Here is a 14,778-nt window from a genome sequence, read left to right as displayed (position 1 = left end):
CGCCGCCCGCAACCGGCCGGGCCCCCACCGGTCCCGGCCGCAGGCCCCGGCGCCGCGCCTATACCGGCGCGGCGTCCTGGATGAGCCGCGCGCGCTCCGGCTCGGCGGCGCGGGCGCAGTGCGCGCCGCAGTAGAACCGCCCTCCCACCTCGACGCCGTGCCCGAGGATCCGGCACTGGCAGTGCTCGCAGATCGGCGCCATCCGGGTGATCGCGCACTCGAACGAGTCGAAGGTGTGCACGTCCCCCTGCGCGTGCACCTCGAACGCCATCGCGTAGTCGTTCCCGCAGACCTCACAGGTCGCCATCGGTCCTGTTCTCCCTCCCCCGCCGCGCCGCGGTCCTGACCTACCCAGGCGGGGCGGCCGCCACGCGTGCCCCCGGCCTCACACCTCGCGCGCGCACGCTGTGCAGCGGAGTTATCACCGCCGCATCGCGGGCCACACAAGCGCGAAACGGCCGGTTCTTAGGGTCGTGCCTCGTCAGCGACCACGAGGAGACACCCGATGACCGTCACGACCGAAGCGGCGCCGAGGGCGCGCCGCTCCGCGCTGAAAGGCCGCTGGATCGAGGACTGGCGGCCCGAGGACCCGGAGTTCTGGGCCGCGTCCGGGGCCCGCACGGCCCGCCGCAACCTCGCGTTCTCGATCTTCTCCGAGCACATCGGGTTCTCGGTCTGGACGCTGTGGTCGGTGCTCGTGCTGTTCCTCGGCCCGGCCTACGGCATCGACCCGGCCGGCAAGTTCATGCTCACCACCGTCCCGGCGGCCCTCGGATCCGTGCTGCGGATCCCCTACACCTTCGCCGTCGCCAGGCTCGGCGGACGCAACTGGACCATCGTCAGCGCCTCGCTGCTGCTGGTCCCCGCGGTGCTCGCCGCGTTCCTCGTCAAGCCCGGCGTCTCGTACACCACCCTGCTGGTGCTCTCGGCGGTCGCGGGCGTCGGCGGCGGCAACTTCGCCTCCTCGATGGCCAACATCAACGCCTTCTACCCGCAGCGCCTCAAGGGCTGGGCCCTCGGCGTCAACGCCGGCGGCGGCAACATCGGCGTCGCCGTCGTCCAGCTCGTCGGCCTGGCGGTGCTCGCCACCGCCGGCAAGGGCCACCCCGGCATCGTCGCCGGCATCTACATCCCGCTCATCGTGCTCGCCGCGCTCGGCGCGGCCCTGTACATGGACAACCTGTCCCAGGTCCGCAACGAGAAGCGGGCGATGCGCGACGTCTGCAAGGACGGCCACACCTGGATCATGTCGCTGCTCTACATCGGCACGTTCGGGTCGTTCATCGGCTTCGGGTTCGCGTTCGGGCAGGTGCTGCAGGTCCAGTTCAAGGCCGACTTCGACACCCCGATCAAGGCCGCGTACCTGACCTTCCTCGGGCCCCTGCTCGGCTCGCTGATCCGGCCCGTCGGCGGATGGCTCGCCGACCGGACGGGCGGCGCGAGGGTCACGTTCTGGAACTTCGTCGCGATGGCCGTCTCGGCCGGGCTCGTCCTGATCGCCTCGCGCGAGGAGTCGCTCGCGCTGTTCGTCACCGGGTTCGTGCTGCTGTTCGCCTTCAGCGGGCTCGGCAACGGCTCCACCTACAAGATGATCCCGGCGATCTTCCGGGCGAAAGCTCAGCTCGGCGTCGCCGCCGGCGGCGACCCGGCGGCCGCCGAGCACGAGGCCCGGCGGCTCGCCGGCGCGCTCATCGGCGTCGCGGGCGCGATCGGCGCGTTCGGCGGCGTGCTGGTCAACATCGCCTTCCGGCAGTCGTTCCTGACCTCCGGGACCGGGGACGGCGCGTACATCGCGTTCATCGCCTACTACGCCGTCTGCTGCCTGCTCACCTGGGCGGTCTACCTGCGGAGCCACCCGAGGAGGCCGGCGGGCGTCTGACACCCTGCCGCGCGTTGCGCTGCCGCCCGGCGCGCGGCCGGCCGGGCCCCTCACCGGGGTCCGGCCAGCCGGGCGCCCGGCCCGAGGACCGCAGCACCGACTGCCAGGCGTCACCCGACTCCAACGGCAGGTGCGGCACCCCCCAGTGCCACGCCGACACCAGCACCTCGGGGTCGCGCGGCCGGTAGTCGGCGCCGATCGCGCGGGCCATGTCCCACGCGTGCAGGTGCCACTCCACGCACGCCGCGCCCGCGTGGTCGCCGACGGTGTACTTCGTCCCCCGGTAGATCAGGTGGGTGCGGTCCCACATGTCGGGCATCAGGTCGGCGTAGGCGCCCGCCGACACCGAGAACGCCGTGATCCGCTCCGGGCCCGGCTCCGGCGGCAGCACCGCCAGCTCGGCCGCGTTCTGCCGCGCCTGCTGGCGGATCAGCACCGCCGACGCCGCGTCCTGCGCGAACAGCTTGGCCAGCCGGCTGTCCGGCGCGTCCTGCAGGTACTCCAGGAAGTTCTCCGCCACGCACCGCAGGTGCCCGGCCAGGTCGATCAGCTGCCAGTCGGCGCACGGCGTCGGTGCGGTCCAGTCCTCGACCGCCGACGCCAGCTCACGGATGGCCCGCGCACCGTCCTGATAGGACTCGAGTACGCGGCACCGATCCGGCGGCGTGCGCTCCACGTGACTTCCCCCCGCGTGCCAGGGCACCAGCGCCCTCCCCGCCGGGGCGGACAGCGCCGCCTCGGCGTTCCCCGAGAGGGCAGACTCTCAGAGTTCGGTGGCCGGTGCCACTCGGTGGTGATGTGTCGTCCCACGTGGTCAACGTGGTCGCGGGCCGCCGCCACGGCCCCCCGGCTCGGGCGGCGGCGCGCCTGCGCGGCCGCTCAGACGGCCGCCGCGGGACGCGTCCGGAAGCTCAGCCGGTGCGCCTCCCGCGCGGTGCGCAGCCGGTCGACCTCGTCGGTCCACGGCCGCACGGACGGGCGCGCCTTGGCCTTGCGGCGCGCGATCTCCGCGGCGCGGCGGGCCTTGGCGTCCTGCGCGTCGGACACGTAGGTCTTCGGGCCCATCGCGATCCGCTCGGCCGCCTCGGCCGCGGCGAGCACCTCGGTCATGGCCTTGTCGAAGGCGATGGTCAGCTCGTGCAGCTCCGGCCCGGGCTGGTCCGCGCCCTGGGCGTCGCGCAGCGCGCGCTCGGCCTCGCGCGCGGCGGCGAGCCGCGCGTCGTAGTCGGCGGCCAGCCGCTCGTCGGCCTCGTACTGCTCCGCGACGTCCTTGCCCACCTTGCGGGTCAGCGGCATGGCGATACTCCCTCAAGCTCACGATCTTCATCGTCCGATCGAGGCCCAGCGTACGCGCGCCGCCCACCGGGTGTGGCGCCGGACACCGAACTCCGCGCCTTTACACAGTAAGGTCACGTTGGGCGCCCGACCGGAGAGCCGAAATTCGGATGCGGCGAAGATCCCCGGCTCAGTACCGTTTCCGCCGGAGACCACGGGGAGGCCGACAGACCATGGCGAAACTCAACCAGATCATCGCGGTCGAGAAGGGCGCGAAGAGCCGCGCGCAGCGCGAGATCGCCGAGATCGGCCAGCGGCTGCAGAAGACGGCGCTGCTGTCCGGCATCTCCCGCACCTACCAGCCCCTCGACGACGAGGGCGAGGCGCTGCCGCCGGAGTCCACCCGCGTGCAGGTGAAGGCGGAGGGCGCGCTGAAGGAGGTCGCGGCCGCGCTCACCCGGCTCTTCGACATCACCGCCACCAAGGACTGGGCGAACTGCGACGCCCGCGCCGACGTCGCCGTCGACGGCCGCACCGTCCTCGAGCAGGTCCCGGTGGCGCACCTGCTGTTCCTGGAGAAGCAGCTCACCGACCTGGCCGCGCTCGTCGACCGGCTCCCGGTGCTGGACGCCGCCGAGTCCTGGGCCTTCGACGAGTCCGCCGACGTCTGGCGCACCGAGCCGGTCCGGACGACCCGCACCAAGAAGATCCCGCGGGCCCACGTCCTGTACGAGGCGACCACCGAGCACCCCGCCCAGGTGGAGACCTATACCGAGGACGTCATCGTCGGCACCTGGACCAGGACCGCGTTCTCCGGCGCCCTGCCGGCGCGGCGGGTGAACGAGCTGCGCGAGCGCGTCGCCAAGCTGCAGTCCGCGGTCAAGTTCGCCCGCGAGGAGGCCAACGGCGCGGAGGTCACCGACCGCAAGGTGGGCGAGGCCGTCTTCGGATACCTTTTCGCCTGACACGCCCGCGCACGGACGCGGCCGGAAACAACTGAAGACTCCCCCGCTCGGAGCGCGGGGGCGGGCGCAAGCCCGAAGCTGAGAATGAAGTTCAGCTTGATCAGTGGCGTCAGCGGAGGTTCGAATCCTCCCCGGAGCACTCGGGCCCCGGTAGCTCAGCGGCAGAGCGGCCCATCAGACTCAGGCTCTCGCTCCAGTCTCAGCATCTCCGCCCAGCACCGGCCGGCGGGGGACGGCGAAGGACGCCGGTGTACCAGTTCGAATCTGGTCCGCCGCTCTCGTGCGGCGGTAGTTCAATGGGAGAACGCGGCGAAACTCAACCTGACCGGTCCCCGGATCCGCGTCGGTGCGCGCAGCAGGGCGGAACCACCAAGGGCCCCGGGACTCGGGCAAAGTTCCGGGGCCCGCCGCCGTCCGGCACGGCGCGCGCGCCAGTCCGCGATCATGTCGGCGGCCCGCCGTACGCTTGCCCCCATGGTCAGGCAGCCCAGCATCAACGCCCAGAACCGCGCGCCCCTGTCGATCGAGCGGATCACCGAGGCGGCCCTGCAGATCGTCGACGGCCAGGGACTCGGCCGCCTCACCATGCGCCGCCTCGGCGACGCCCTCGAGGTCGAGGCTATGGCCATCTACCACCACCTCCCGCGCGGCAAGGAGCAGCTCCTCGACGGCCTCGTGGCGCACGTCGCCGCCGCCCCCGCCGACGCCTCGGCGGCCGACGCGGCGTCCTGGCGCGGCACGCTGCGCGCCTGGGCCGCCGGCTACCGCTCCCGGCTCCTCGCCCACGCCGGCGTGCTCCCGCTCGTCGTCACCCGCCGCAACCCGGCCGCGCTCGCCGCGACCGTCGCGTCCCTGCGGGAGGTGATGCGGCAGGGCGGCGTGCGCGAGGAGCCCGCCGCCGTCGCCGCGCACGCACTGCTCGGGTACGTCATCGGGCACGCCGCCCTGGAGGTGCGCGGGACGGCCGAGGACGGCGCCGACCGGGCCGTCGACTGGGACGCCCGCTTCACCGCCGGCCTCGACCTCGTCCTCGCCGGCGCCGGATAGCGGGCCGCCGGTCCGGGGACCGGGTCAGTCCTCGACGACCAGCACCTCGAGGTGGCGGGGGCCGTGCATGCCCTCCGCGCCCGGCATGTCCGCGCCGTACGCGGCGGACGGGCCGCTGATCCAGGTGAGCGGCCGGGCCGGGTCGAGCCGCCCGACCGCCTCCGGGACCGTTCCCACGATCTGCTCCGCCTGCACGACGCACAGGTGGTAGGCGGGCAGCAGGGTGAGGACGCGCCGGCCCTGCGTCGGGCCGCCGTCCAGCACGACCGTCCCGGTCTCGGCGATCGCGACGGCGCAGCCGGTGACGACGCCGTCCGCGGCGGCGAGCGCGTCCACGTCGATCGCCGGGCGGTCCGCCATCGCGCGCACCCCGTCCAGCTCCGCGAGCCAGCCGAACGGCAGGTCCGCCGGGACGACGATCTGCTTGGCCTCGCGCCCCCACAGCGCGGCGGCGACCGCGGTGGCCAGCTCGTCCGCGCCGACGTGCCGCACCGCCGCCCGGTTCTCCGCGACCCGCTCGCCGAACAGCGCCGGCACGTCCGCCCCGGCCGCCGCGTCCTCGGCGGACAGCCGGCGCTCGTACCGGCGCGGCACCTCCGGCGGAGCGCCGCGCGCCCCGCCGAGCGCCTCGCGGACCCGCCGCAGCATCTCGTCCCGGGAGCTCACCGGTGCCTCCTCGACCACCACGCGCGGAAGGTCTCCGGCGGCGGCGCGGGCAGGTCGCGGGCCTCGGTCCACTTGCCGAGCAGGCCGGGCAGCCGGCGGATCCGGCCGCCGCGCGACATCAGCCGCGCCCAGCGGGTGCCGCGGCGCACCGCCGCCTCGTACCGGCGCGGGTCGGCCATCGTCCAGGCCAGGCCGCGCATCAGCACGAGCTCCGGGGTCGGGACGGGCCGGTGCCGGCGCGACTCGACCACCCGGCCGCGCAGGTGCACCAGCACCTCCGGGATGTCGATCTTCACCGGGCAGACGTCGGCGCAGGCGCCGCAGAGCGTCGACGCGAACGGCAGCGACGCCTCGGCGGCCCGCTCCACCCCGCGCAGCTGCGGGGTGAGGATCGCGCCGATCGGCCCGGCGCGGACCGGCCCGTACGGGGCCGGCCCGGTCCGCTCGTAGACGGGGCACACGTCCAGGCAGGCCGAGCAGCCGATGCAGCGCAGCGCGGCGCGGCCGACCTCGTCGGCGAGCGCCTTCGTGCGGCCGTTGTCGAGCAGCACGAGATGGAACTCGCGGGGCCCGTCGCCGGCGGTGACGCCCGTCCACGACGACACGTACGGCGTCATCGGGGCGCCGGACGCCGAGCGCGGCAGCAGCTGGAGCAGCACCTCCATGTCGGCCCACGCCGGCACCACCTTCTCGATGCCGGCGACGCAGATCAGCGTGTCCGGCAGCGTCAGGCACATCCGCGCGTTGCCCTCCGACTCCAGCAGCACGACCGTGCCGGTCTCCGCGACCAGGAAGTTCGCGCCGGTGACCGCCACGCGCGCGCCGAGGAACCGCTCGCGCAGGTGCAGCCGCGCCGCCTCGGCGAGGGCGGCGGGATCGCCGGGCGGCCCGCCGGCGGCGCCGGGCAGCCGCCGGGCGAACAGCTCGCGGATCCGGGCGCGGTCGCGGTACGGCGCCGGGCCTTCCGGGTCGTCCTCGGCGAGCTGCGCGACCAGCTCGGCGAACCCCGTCTCGCGGACCGCGACGCCCGCGCGCGCCAGCGCCCCGTTCAGCCCGATCTCCCGGGCGACCGCCGACGTCGACTTGACGACCTCGGCCGCGCCGGCCGCCCGCACCAGGCCGGTGACGATCCGGCGCGCCTCGGCGGCGCCCGCCGCCCAGTGCACGCGGCCGCCCGCCTCGGTGACGGCCCGCTCCAGCTCCTCGAGGTGCGCGTCGAGGCCGAGCAGCGCCCCGTCCCTGATGGCGCGGCCCGCCTCGCGCAGGTCCTCCCAGTCGGCGGGCTCCGGAGCCGCCGAGCGCCGCTCCCGGACCGCCGCGGCGCCGGCGCGCAGCCCGCGGCGCAGGCCGGTGTCGGCGAGCGCGGCCCGGGCGGCGACCGCGAACTTCGGCGGCGCGGCGCCCGCCCCCGGCTCGCCCCTCGCCCCCGGCGCTCCCGCGGGCGTGCGCGGTCCCGGCGGCGCGCCGGTCACGCGGGCCCCGTCCCGGCCAGGATCTCGGCCAGGTGCATGACCCGGACGCCGCCGCGCAGCCGCGACAGCGCGCCGCCGATGTGCGCCAGGCAGCCGTTGTCGACCGCGCACACCACGTCCGCGCCGGTGTCGCGGACGTGCCGGACCTTGTCGGCCACCATCGCCACCGACACGTCGGCGTTCTTCATCGCGAACGCGCCGCCGAACCCGCAGCACTCCTGCGCCGCCGGCAGCTCCACCAGGTCGAGGCCCTTCACCGCGCGCAGCAGCCGCAGCGGCCGGTCGGCGACGCCGAGGGTCCGCGCCGACTGGCAGGACGGATGGTAGGTGACGCGGTGCGGGAAGTAGGCGCCGACGTCCGTCACGCCCAGCACGTCCACCAGGAACTCGGTCAGCTCGTAGACGGCCAGTTCCTCGGCGGCGCGGGCCAGCGCGGCGTCGCGGGCCGCCCGCGCGATCCGCGGGTAGGCGTCGCGGACGGCGGCGGCGCACGACGCGGACGGCGCCACGATCGCCTCGGCGCCCTCGAACGCGGCGGTGAACGCGCGCGCCAGGCCGGCCGCCTCGCGGTGGTAGCCGGTCGTCCAGTGCATCTGGCCGCAGCAGGTCTGGCCGGGCGGGTAGGAGACGTCGTGGCCGAGCCGCTCCAGCAGCGCCGTCACGGCCCTGCCGGTCGCGGGGAACAACGCGTCGTCGAAGCACGCGACGAACAGCGCGACCCGCATACCGGCCTCACCCCCCACGCCTCGCAAAGCCCGGTCCCCGGGGGACATCGTAGGGCGCCCGGAGGCCGCGTCCGGGTGAAACGATCGCACACGCCGACCGGAACCGGGCGGCCCGGTAAGGAAGATCGATCCGGCGGGAACGTTTCCGGGGCGTCGGCGTGTCGTTCTTCGTCCGTTATCGAGCGCGAGGGACGCTATGCCTGGCACCTCAGGGTGAGACGGGTCACAGACCACCGGTACTCGGGAACCAAAGGACAACCGTCCCAACGGGCTATGGCCGGTTCGCGCGAACCGTTCCACACTGGGGTGCGTCATAAGGAAAAGCACCACAACCGACCAGTAGTTGAGACCGGAGGCACGCCGATGTGCCCGCACCAGCCGCCCTGTCCCTCGCACAACGCGCCCGACCGCGACGCCGCCAGGACGCTCGCCGCCCACCCCGAGCAGGGGTGGAGCCTGCTGTGCAACGGCGTCGTGCTCTTCGAGGACACCGGTGAGCTGCTGCCCGATGGAGAGGTCATCGCACCGCACCGGCCGACGGACCTGAAGGCGCCGTCCGCCGCGTGACCAGTCTCCGACGGGGGACTAGTTCGAACGGGTGATCATCCTCGGGGGCACGCCCGCCCGACCACGCCCTCTGGGCCCGCACCCGGGCCCAGGGGCGTACTGCTGTCCGGGCCCGTCAGCGGGCCGCGCGCGCCGGCGACGCCGCCCAGCGCCGCAGCCACGGCTCCACCGCCCGGCCCACCTCGCCCGGGTCCTTGCTCAGGTCGTGCCGCTCCCCCGGCAGCACCGCGACCTGCGCCGCGTCCGCCGCGTCCGGGATCCCGAACGGGTCCCGGTCACCGTTGACCACCAGCACCTCCACGCCCGCACCGCGCAGCTCGTCCGCCCGGGTCTTCTCCGGCTTTCCCGGCGGGTGCAGCGGGAACGCCAGCGCGACGACCCCCGCCGCGCCGGCCGCCGCCGCCGTCCGGCACGCGACCCGCGCGCCGTTGCTGCGGCCGCCCTGCACGAGCGGGACGTCCCCGAACCGCTCCCGCAGCACCGCGACGGCCTCCAGCCACGCCTCGTCCTGCTTGAGGGCCGAGCCGGGCGCCCGGCGCCCGGCGAGCCGGAACGGCTGCACGACCCGCGCGACGGCGCCGTCCAGCCCGAGCGCGACGTCGCGGACGGCCAGCAGGTCCGGCGCGTCCACCCCGCCGTTCGACCCGTGCGTCAGGACCAGCAGGAACGCCGGGCGGTCCGGCCCGTCCAGGGTCGCCTCAGCGGGGCCGTGCGCGGTCTGGATCTGCATGACGCCACGGTATCCGCCCGGCACGGGCGGTGATCATGTGGGGCACACTGGACAAATGGAGATCATGACCGACAGCGAATGGCGCGCCTTCGTCATGGCCGGCACCCGCACCGGCAAGGCCGGCGTCACCCGCAAGGACGGCACGCCGCACGTCACGCCGATCTGGTTCGTCCTGGACGGCGACGACCTGCTGTTCACCACCTACCACGAGAGCATCAAGGCGCGCGTGCTCGCCCGCGACCCGCGCCTGTCGGTGTGCGTCGACGACCAGGCGCCCCCGTACTCGTACGTGATGATCCAGGCGCAGGCCCGGCTCACCGAGGACCTCGACGAGCTGCGCAGGTGGGCGACCGTCATCGGCGGCCGCTACATGGGCGCCGACCGCGCCGCCGAGTTCGGCGAGCGCAACGCGGTGCCCGGCGAGTTCCTCGTCCGCGCCCGCATCACCAAGGTCGTCGCCCAGCGCGACGTCTCCCACTGAGGCGGGCCCGGGCTCAGCCTCCGGGCCGCTCGGGCGGGGGCGCGCCCATCGCCAGCCGCAGCCGCTCGGCGAAGCTCTCGTGCAGCAGCGGGCCCCACGGGTACCCGTCCGGCACCCGGACGGCGTCGCCGATCGCCTCGGCGGCGCCTCCCGCCCGCTCCCCCGCGCGGCGGACGGCGAGCAGCGCGTACATGTGGTCGAGGGCGCCGAACGCCTCGCCGGCGAGCGCGGGCAGCGTCCCGTCGGTGACGGCCTGCTCGACGACCGGCTCCCACCACAGGTCGGCCGAGTCGGCGTCCTCGTCGCCGAAGTCGCGGCGCAGCCGGGCCCGTACCTGGCCGGCGACGCCCGGGTCGGCGAGCCCGCGCCGCCACACCTCCCCCGCCTCCGCACCGCGCCCGCGCAGCGGCAGCGTCCGCGCCAGCAGCTCCGTCGCGAGCGGCCCGACCTCCGGGTCGGCGGGCTCGGACGCGTCGCCGAGCGCCGCGCCGAACGCGCCGACGGCCTGGTCGAGGTAGGAGATGCCGAGCGCCACGGCGAGCCGCGCGTACGCGTACGGGGCGCCGTCCCGGTCGATCAGCCGGAGCCCGGCCGCCAGCACCCGCTGCGCGCGGGCGGGCTCGCCGCGCTCCAGCAGCCGCTGGGCGAGGTCGTGCGCGGCGGGCGGGCCGTACTCCGGGTCGCCCGTCGCGAGCACGGCCTCCCAGTGCCCGCGCGCCTCCTCGAACGCGCCCGCGTCGTCGGCGAGCCGGGCGAGCGCGAGGTGGGCGGGCGGCAGGTACGCCGGGTTGCCGAAGTCGACGACGACGCGCCAGGCGGGCGCCGCCTCCTCGTGCTCCCCGGCCCGCTCGTGGGTGAGCGCGAGGTGGTAGGCGGCGCGGGGCCCGTACTCGGGGTCGCCGGTGGCGATGGCGGCCCGGTCGGCCTCGCGGGCCGCCTCGACGTCCCCGCCGTCGTCCAGCACGACCGCGAGGCCGAGCGCCGCCTGCGCCCGGGAGGGGGTGTCGCCGAGCGCGAGCACCCGTTCGAACAGCAGCGCGGCCTCGCGGGCCGCACCGTTCTCCGCGAGGCTCCGCGCCTCCTCGCACAAAAGGGCCGGATCGTCGGCCGCGGACTCGCTCATCGGTCTTCTGCCCTCTGGGGGTCGGGGTCCGCCCAGAGCCTAGCGACCGGACACCGCCCCGTCCCGCCCGACACTCAGAAACCCGCGCAACACCCCGCTCCGGAAGGGCCGGCTGAACATCGGTCCGGAAGGGCCGGCTGAACACCCGTCCGGAGGCGCCGGTTGAACACCCGTCGGGAAGGGCCGGCTGAACACCGGTCCGGAAGACCAGACCTCAGCCACCTCACGGGCGGGCACGCGGAGCGTGAAACAGCCTGCCCGTCGTGGCGGGGGTTCCAGGGGGTCGCCCCCCTGGGAGAACACGGGCGGGCACGCGGAGCGAGCGCAGCGAGCGCAGCGGGCCCGCCCGCCGACGAACAAGGCGTTTCGCGCGGAGCTCTAGCGGAGCGGGAAACGCCTTGTTCGTCGTGACGGGGGTTCCAGGGGGTCGCCCCCCTGGGAAAACACGTCCCCCTAGGCTTCATAAGCCTCCGGCGGGGGGGCAGGAGCAGACGAGATTGCGGTCGCCGTAGGCCTGGTCGATGCGGCGGACCGGGGGCCAGTACTTGTTCTCGCGGAGCGCGGGGACGGGGTAGGCGGCCTCGTCGCGGCCGTAGGCGTGCTTCCAGTCGTCGGAGACCAGGCAGGCGGCGGTGTGCGGGGCGTTCTTGAGGGGGTTGTCCTCGCGGTCGTAGCCGCCGTCGGCGACGCGCTGGATCTCCCGGCGGATCTCGATCATGGCGTCGCAGAACCGGTCGAGCTCGGCGAGGTCCTCGGACTCGGTGGGCTCGATCATCAGGGTGCCGGCGACGGGGAAGGAGAGCGTCGGGGCGTGGAAGCCGTAGTCGATGAGGCGCTTGGCGACGTCCTCGGCGGTGATCCCGGTCTCCTTGGTGATCTTGCGGAGGTCGGCGATGCACTCGTGCGCGACGAGGCCGTTGCGGCCGGTGTAGAGGATCGGGTAGTGCGGGCCGAGGCGGGCGGCGAGGTAGTTGGCGCCGATGATGGCGCCCTCGGTCGCGGCGCGCAGGCCGTCCGGGCCCATCATCGCGATGTACGCCCAGGAGATCGGCAGGATGCCCGCGGAACCCCACGGGGCGGCGGAGATCGGCCCGACTCCGGTGCCGGCGGGGCCGGCCTCCTCGCGCAGCGGGTGGTTGGGCAGGAACGGGGCGAGGTGCTCGCGGACGCCGATGGGGCCGACGCCGGGGCCGCCGCCGCCGTGCGGGATGCAGAACGTCTTGTGCAGGTTGAGGTGCGAGACGTCGGAGCCGAACTCGCCGGGGCGGGCGAGGCCGACGAGGGCGTTGAGGTTGGCGCCGTCGACGTAGACCTGGCCGCCGGCGGCGTGCACGGCGGCGCACACGTCGGTGATCGACTCCTCGAACACGCCGTGCGTGGACGGGTAGGTGACCATGATCGCGGCGAGCCGGTCGCCGTGCTTGCCGATCTTGGCGTGCAGGTCGTCGAGGTCGACGTTGCCGCCCTCGTCGCACGTGACGACGACGACGCGCATCCCGGCCATGACGGCGCTGGCGGCGTTGGTGCCGTGCGCCGAGGACGGGATCAGGCACACGTCGCGGTGCTCGTCGCCGCGGGACGCGTGGTATCCGCGGATGGCGAGGAGCCCGGCCAGCTCGCCCTGGGATCCGGCGTTCGGCTGGACGGACACCCTGGCGTAGCCGGTGATCTCAGCGAGGGCGTCCTCCAGCTCGCGGATGAGCTCGAGGTAGCCGGCGGCCTGGTCGACCGGCGCGAACGGGTGGATGTTCGCGAACTCCGGCCAGGTGATCGGCTCCATCTCGGCGGTGGCGTTCAGCTTCATCGTGCAGGAGCCGAGCGGGATCATCGAGCGGTCGAGCGCGATGTCCTTGTCCTGGAGGCGGCGCAGGTAGCGCAGCATCGCGGTCTCGGAGCGGTGCGCGTGGAAGACCGGGTGGGTGAGGTAGGGGCTCTCGCGGCGCAGGCCGTCCGGAATCGCCTCCTCGGCGCCGGCGGTCTCGGCGGGCACCCCGAACGCCTCGAGGACGGCGGTGACGTGCTCGGGCAGCGTCGTCTCGTCGCAGGCGACGGCGACGTGGTCGGCGCCGGACGGGCGCAGGTTGACGCCGCGCTCGCGGGCGGCCGCGACGACCTCGGCGGCCCGGCCGGGGACCTTCGCCAGGACGGTGTCGAAGAACGCGCCGTGGACGACCTCGACGCCGCCGGCGCGCAGCCCCGCGGCGATCTCGGCGGCGCGGCGGTGGGTGCGCTGGGCGATGGCGGCGAGCCCTTCGGGGCCGTGGTAGACGGCGTACATGCTCGCCATCACGGCGAGGAGGACCTGCGCGGTGCAGATGTTGCTGGTGGCCTTCTCGCGGCGGATGTGCTGCTCGCGGGTCTGCAGGGCCAGCCGGTAGGCGGCCGCGCCGTCGGCGTCGACGGACACGCCGACGAGGCGTCCGGGCAGCTGCCGCTGGATGCCCTCGCCGACCGCCATGTAGCCGGCGTGCGGGCCGCCGAACCCGTACGGGACGCCGAACCGCTGCGCGGAGCCGACGGCGATGTCGGCGCCGGACTCGCCCGGCGGCCGCAGCAGGGTCAGGGCGAGCAGGTCGGCGGCGACGACGACCTTCGCGCCGCGCTCGTGCGCCTGCGCGGTGAGCGGCTCCAGGTCGCGGACGGCGCCGGACGCGCCCGGGTACTGCAGCAGGACGCCGAAGAAGTCGCCGGCGGGCAGCCCGGCGGACAGGTCGGCGACGGCGACCTCGATGCCGAGCGGGACCGCGCGGGTCCGCACGACCTCGATCGTCTGCGGGAGCGCGTCGGCGTCCACGAGGAACGTCCCGGGCTCCTTGCGCTTGGACACGCGGTGGGCGAGGGCCATCGCCTCGGCGGCGGCGGTGCCCTCGTCCAGCATGGAGGCGTTGGCGACCGGCAGGCCGGTCAGGTCGGACACGACGGTCTGGAAGTTCAGCAGCGCCTCGAGCCGGCCCTGCGAGATCTCCGGCTGGTAGGGCGTGTAGGCGGTGTACCAGCCCGGGTTCTCCAGGACGTTGCGCAGGATCACGCCCGGCGTGGTCGTCCCGTGGTAGCCGAGGCCGATCATCGAGGTGAGGACGGTGTTGCGGGACGCCAGCTCGCGCAGCCGGGCCAGCGCGGCGGTCTCGCTCAGCGCGGGCGGCAGCTCCAGCGGCCGGGACGTGCGGATCGCGGCCGGGACGGCGTCGTCGATCAGCGCCTCGGCGCCGGAGTAGCCGATGGCGGCCAGCATCCGGGCCCGCTCGTCCGGGGACGGGCCGACGTGCCGGTCGGCGAACGTGGAACGGGGGTGCTGCGGCGAGGCCACGGGGGCGAAGAACTGGGCGGTCATGGAGAGCCTCCTGGCTGCTGCGGTCGCTCAGGGCCGCCGCCGGCAACGGGCCGGCGGCCGGTCTCCCCCTCTGTCATCGGCACCTGAGAGCTTCCCCCGCCGGGCGGGATTTCCCCTTCGGTGAGCCGCCCCTCCCCGGTCAGGGGATCGGCGCCTGCTTTCCAGAGGTGCCTCGCCCGCGCGGTCCTTTTGCCTGAGAGGTTCCGGGGAGGTTGCCCCTTCGGCGCCCCACGCTGGCGGCATGGGGTCTCTCCCGCGCAGGGTCGACGGCATGTCCGGAACAAACCCTACCCAACCCGCGGCGGGACGATCGTCGCGCGTCCCCGCGAACCGTCGCCGCGGCGGCGCGCGGGGGCGCGCGGAACCGGGGTGATGGACGGGCCGGGCATGTACCGGCAAGTACGATGTGCACAGCTCACCGGGGCGGGCCGCGGGCCGCGCGCGCCCACCGGGCGGACGGGGCGCCGCGCCGCCCGCGCGGCGGACCGGGGGCCGCCGTTGGACGGCGCGCCGCCGG

14 protein-coding genes, 1 tRNA gene and 2 riboswitches are annotated in these 14,778 nt (G+C 75.0%); of the genes, 6 read left to right on the top strand and 9 right to left on the bottom strand.

Annotation, left to right across the window (positions count from 1 at the left end; translation table 11 throughout):
- Window positions 1–58: 58 nt before the first annotated feature.
- Window positions 59–307 (bottom strand): hypothetical protein, encoded by a 249-nt coding sequence (locus F8568_RS36100; protein ID WP_151598121.1) that lies wholly within the window; start codon window positions 305–307, stop codon window positions 59–61.
- A 198-nt stretch (window positions 308–505) separates the two neighbouring features.
- On the opposite strand from F8568_RS36100, the gene F8568_RS36095 reads away from it, so the two are divergent.
- Window positions 506–1,879, top strand: coding sequence for a nitrate/nitrite transporter (locus F8568_RS36095; RefSeq protein WP_151598120.1), 1,374 nt, complete (start codon window positions 506–508; stop codon window positions 1,877–1,879).
- Here the strand turns inward: F8568_RS36095 and F8568_RS36090 are convergent.
- The gene (locus tag F8568_RS36090) at window positions 1,827–2,555 is read right to left on the bottom strand and encodes a maleylpyruvate isomerase N-terminal domain-containing protein (RefSeq protein WP_151598119.1); all 729 of its coding nucleotides are present in this window, start codon (window positions 2,553–2,555) and stop codon (window positions 1,827–1,829) included. The genes F8568_RS36095 and F8568_RS36090 overlap by 53 nt on opposite strands.
- A gap of 203 nt (window positions 2,556–2,758) precedes the next feature.
- Complete coding sequence (locus tag F8568_RS36085; RefSeq protein ID WP_151598118.1) at window positions 2,759–3,175, bottom strand: plectin; 417 nt, start codon at window positions 3,173–3,175, stop codon at window positions 2,759–2,761.
- 212 nt (window positions 3,176–3,387) lie between these two features.
- Between F8568_RS36085 and F8568_RS36080 the strand changes: the two genes are divergently transcribed.
- The 3 genes from F8568_RS36080 to F8568_RS36070 all read left to right on the top strand — a co-directional run bounded on the left by F8568_RS36080 (window position 3,388) and on the right by F8568_RS36070 (window position 5,166).
- Window positions 3,388–4,119 carry a DUF7873 family protein gene (locus tag F8568_RS36080; RefSeq protein ID WP_151598117.1) on the top strand — a complete coding sequence of 244 codons (732 nt, stop codon included), beginning with the start codon at window positions 3,388–3,390 and terminating at the stop codon, window positions 4,117–4,119.
- Between the two features lie 45 nt (window positions 4,120–4,164).
- Window positions 4,165–4,258, top strand: a tRNA-OTHER gene (locus F8568_RS36075).
- A gap of 335 nt (window positions 4,259–4,593) precedes the next feature.
- Complete coding sequence (locus F8568_RS36070; protein ID WP_151598116.1) at window positions 4,594–5,166, top strand: TetR/AcrR family transcriptional regulator; 573 nt, start codon at window positions 4,594–4,596, stop codon at window positions 5,164–5,166.
- A 24-nt stretch (window positions 5,167–5,190) separates the two neighbouring features.
- Here F8568_RS36070 and F8568_RS36065 read toward each other — a convergent pair whose 3' ends face one another.
- Genes F8568_RS36065 through F8568_RS36055 form a run of 3 tightly spaced genes read right to left on the bottom strand, consistent with a single transcriptional unit; the run spans window position 5,191 to window position 8,029 of the window.
- Window positions 5,191–5,832, bottom strand: coding sequence for a LutC/YkgG family protein (locus F8568_RS36065; RefSeq protein WP_328601173.1), 642 nt, complete (start codon window positions 5,830–5,832; stop codon window positions 5,191–5,193).
- The gene (locus F8568_RS36060) at window positions 5,829–7,304 is read right to left on the bottom strand and encodes a lactate utilization protein B (protein WP_151598115.1); all 1,476 of its coding nucleotides are present in this window, start codon (window positions 7,302–7,304) and stop codon (window positions 5,829–5,831) included. The genes F8568_RS36065 and F8568_RS36060 overlap by 4 nt, the downstream gene beginning before the upstream one ends.
- Window positions 7,301–8,029, bottom strand: a complete 729-nt coding sequence (locus F8568_RS36055; RefSeq protein WP_151598114.1) for a (Fe-S)-binding protein — start codon at window positions 8,027–8,029, stop codon at window positions 7,301–7,303. The genes F8568_RS36060 and F8568_RS36055 overlap by 4 nt, the downstream gene beginning before the upstream one ends.
- 363 nt (window positions 8,030–8,392) lie before the next feature.
- On the opposite strand from F8568_RS36055, the gene F8568_RS36050 reads away from it, so the two are divergent.
- On the top strand, window positions 8,393–8,596 hold the full coding sequence (locus F8568_RS36050; RefSeq protein ID WP_151546285.1) for a DUF5999 family protein: 204 nt from the start codon (window positions 8,393–8,395) through the stop codon (window positions 8,594–8,596).
- A 115-nt stretch (window positions 8,597–8,711) separates the two neighbouring features.
- On the opposite strand, the gene F8568_RS36045 is transcribed toward F8568_RS36050, so the two are convergent.
- Window positions 8,712–9,326, bottom strand: coding sequence for an alpha/beta hydrolase family protein (locus tag F8568_RS36045; RefSeq protein ID WP_151598113.1), 615 nt, complete (start codon window positions 9,324–9,326; stop codon window positions 8,712–8,714).
- A gap of 64 nt (window positions 9,327–9,390) precedes the next feature.
- On the opposite strand from F8568_RS36045, the gene F8568_RS36040 reads away from it, so the two are divergent.
- Window positions 9,391–9,807 carry a PPOX class F420-dependent oxidoreductase gene (locus F8568_RS36040; protein WP_328601172.1) on the top strand — a complete coding sequence of 139 codons (417 nt, stop codon included), beginning with the start codon at window positions 9,391–9,393 and terminating at the stop codon, window positions 9,805–9,807.
- 13 nt (window positions 9,808–9,820) lie between these two features.
- Here the strand turns inward: F8568_RS36040 and F8568_RS36035 are convergent, their stop codons facing one another.
- Both F8568_RS36035 and gcvP read right to left on the bottom strand, forming a co-directional pair.
- Window positions 9,821–10,930 carry a tetratricopeptide repeat protein gene (locus F8568_RS36035; protein ID WP_151598111.1) on the bottom strand — a complete coding sequence of 370 codons (1,110 nt, stop codon included), beginning with the start codon at window positions 10,928–10,930 and terminating at the stop codon, window positions 9,821–9,823.
- 460 nt (window positions 10,931–11,390) lie between these two features.
- A complete protein-coding gene (gene gcvP, locus F8568_RS36030) occupies window positions 11,391–14,261 on the bottom strand; it encodes an aminomethyl-transferring glycine dehydrogenase (protein ID WP_151598110.1) in 2,871 nt (956 codons plus the stop codon).
- Between the two features lie 60 nt (window positions 14,262–14,321).
- A riboswitch (glycine riboswitch) is annotated at window positions 14,322–14,432 on the bottom strand.
- Window positions 14,433–14,527: riboswitch (glycine riboswitch) on the bottom strand.
- Between the last annotated feature and the right edge of the window lie 251 nt (window positions 14,528–14,778).

Source organism: Actinomadura physcomitrii (assembly GCF_008923205.2).
GTDB lineage: Bacteria > Actinomycetota > Actinomycetes > Streptosporangiales > Streptosporangiaceae > Spirillospora > Spirillospora physcomitrii.
The sequence above is the reverse complement of the archived record's forward strand: the minus strand, read 5'-3'. Positions and strand labels throughout refer to the sequence as shown.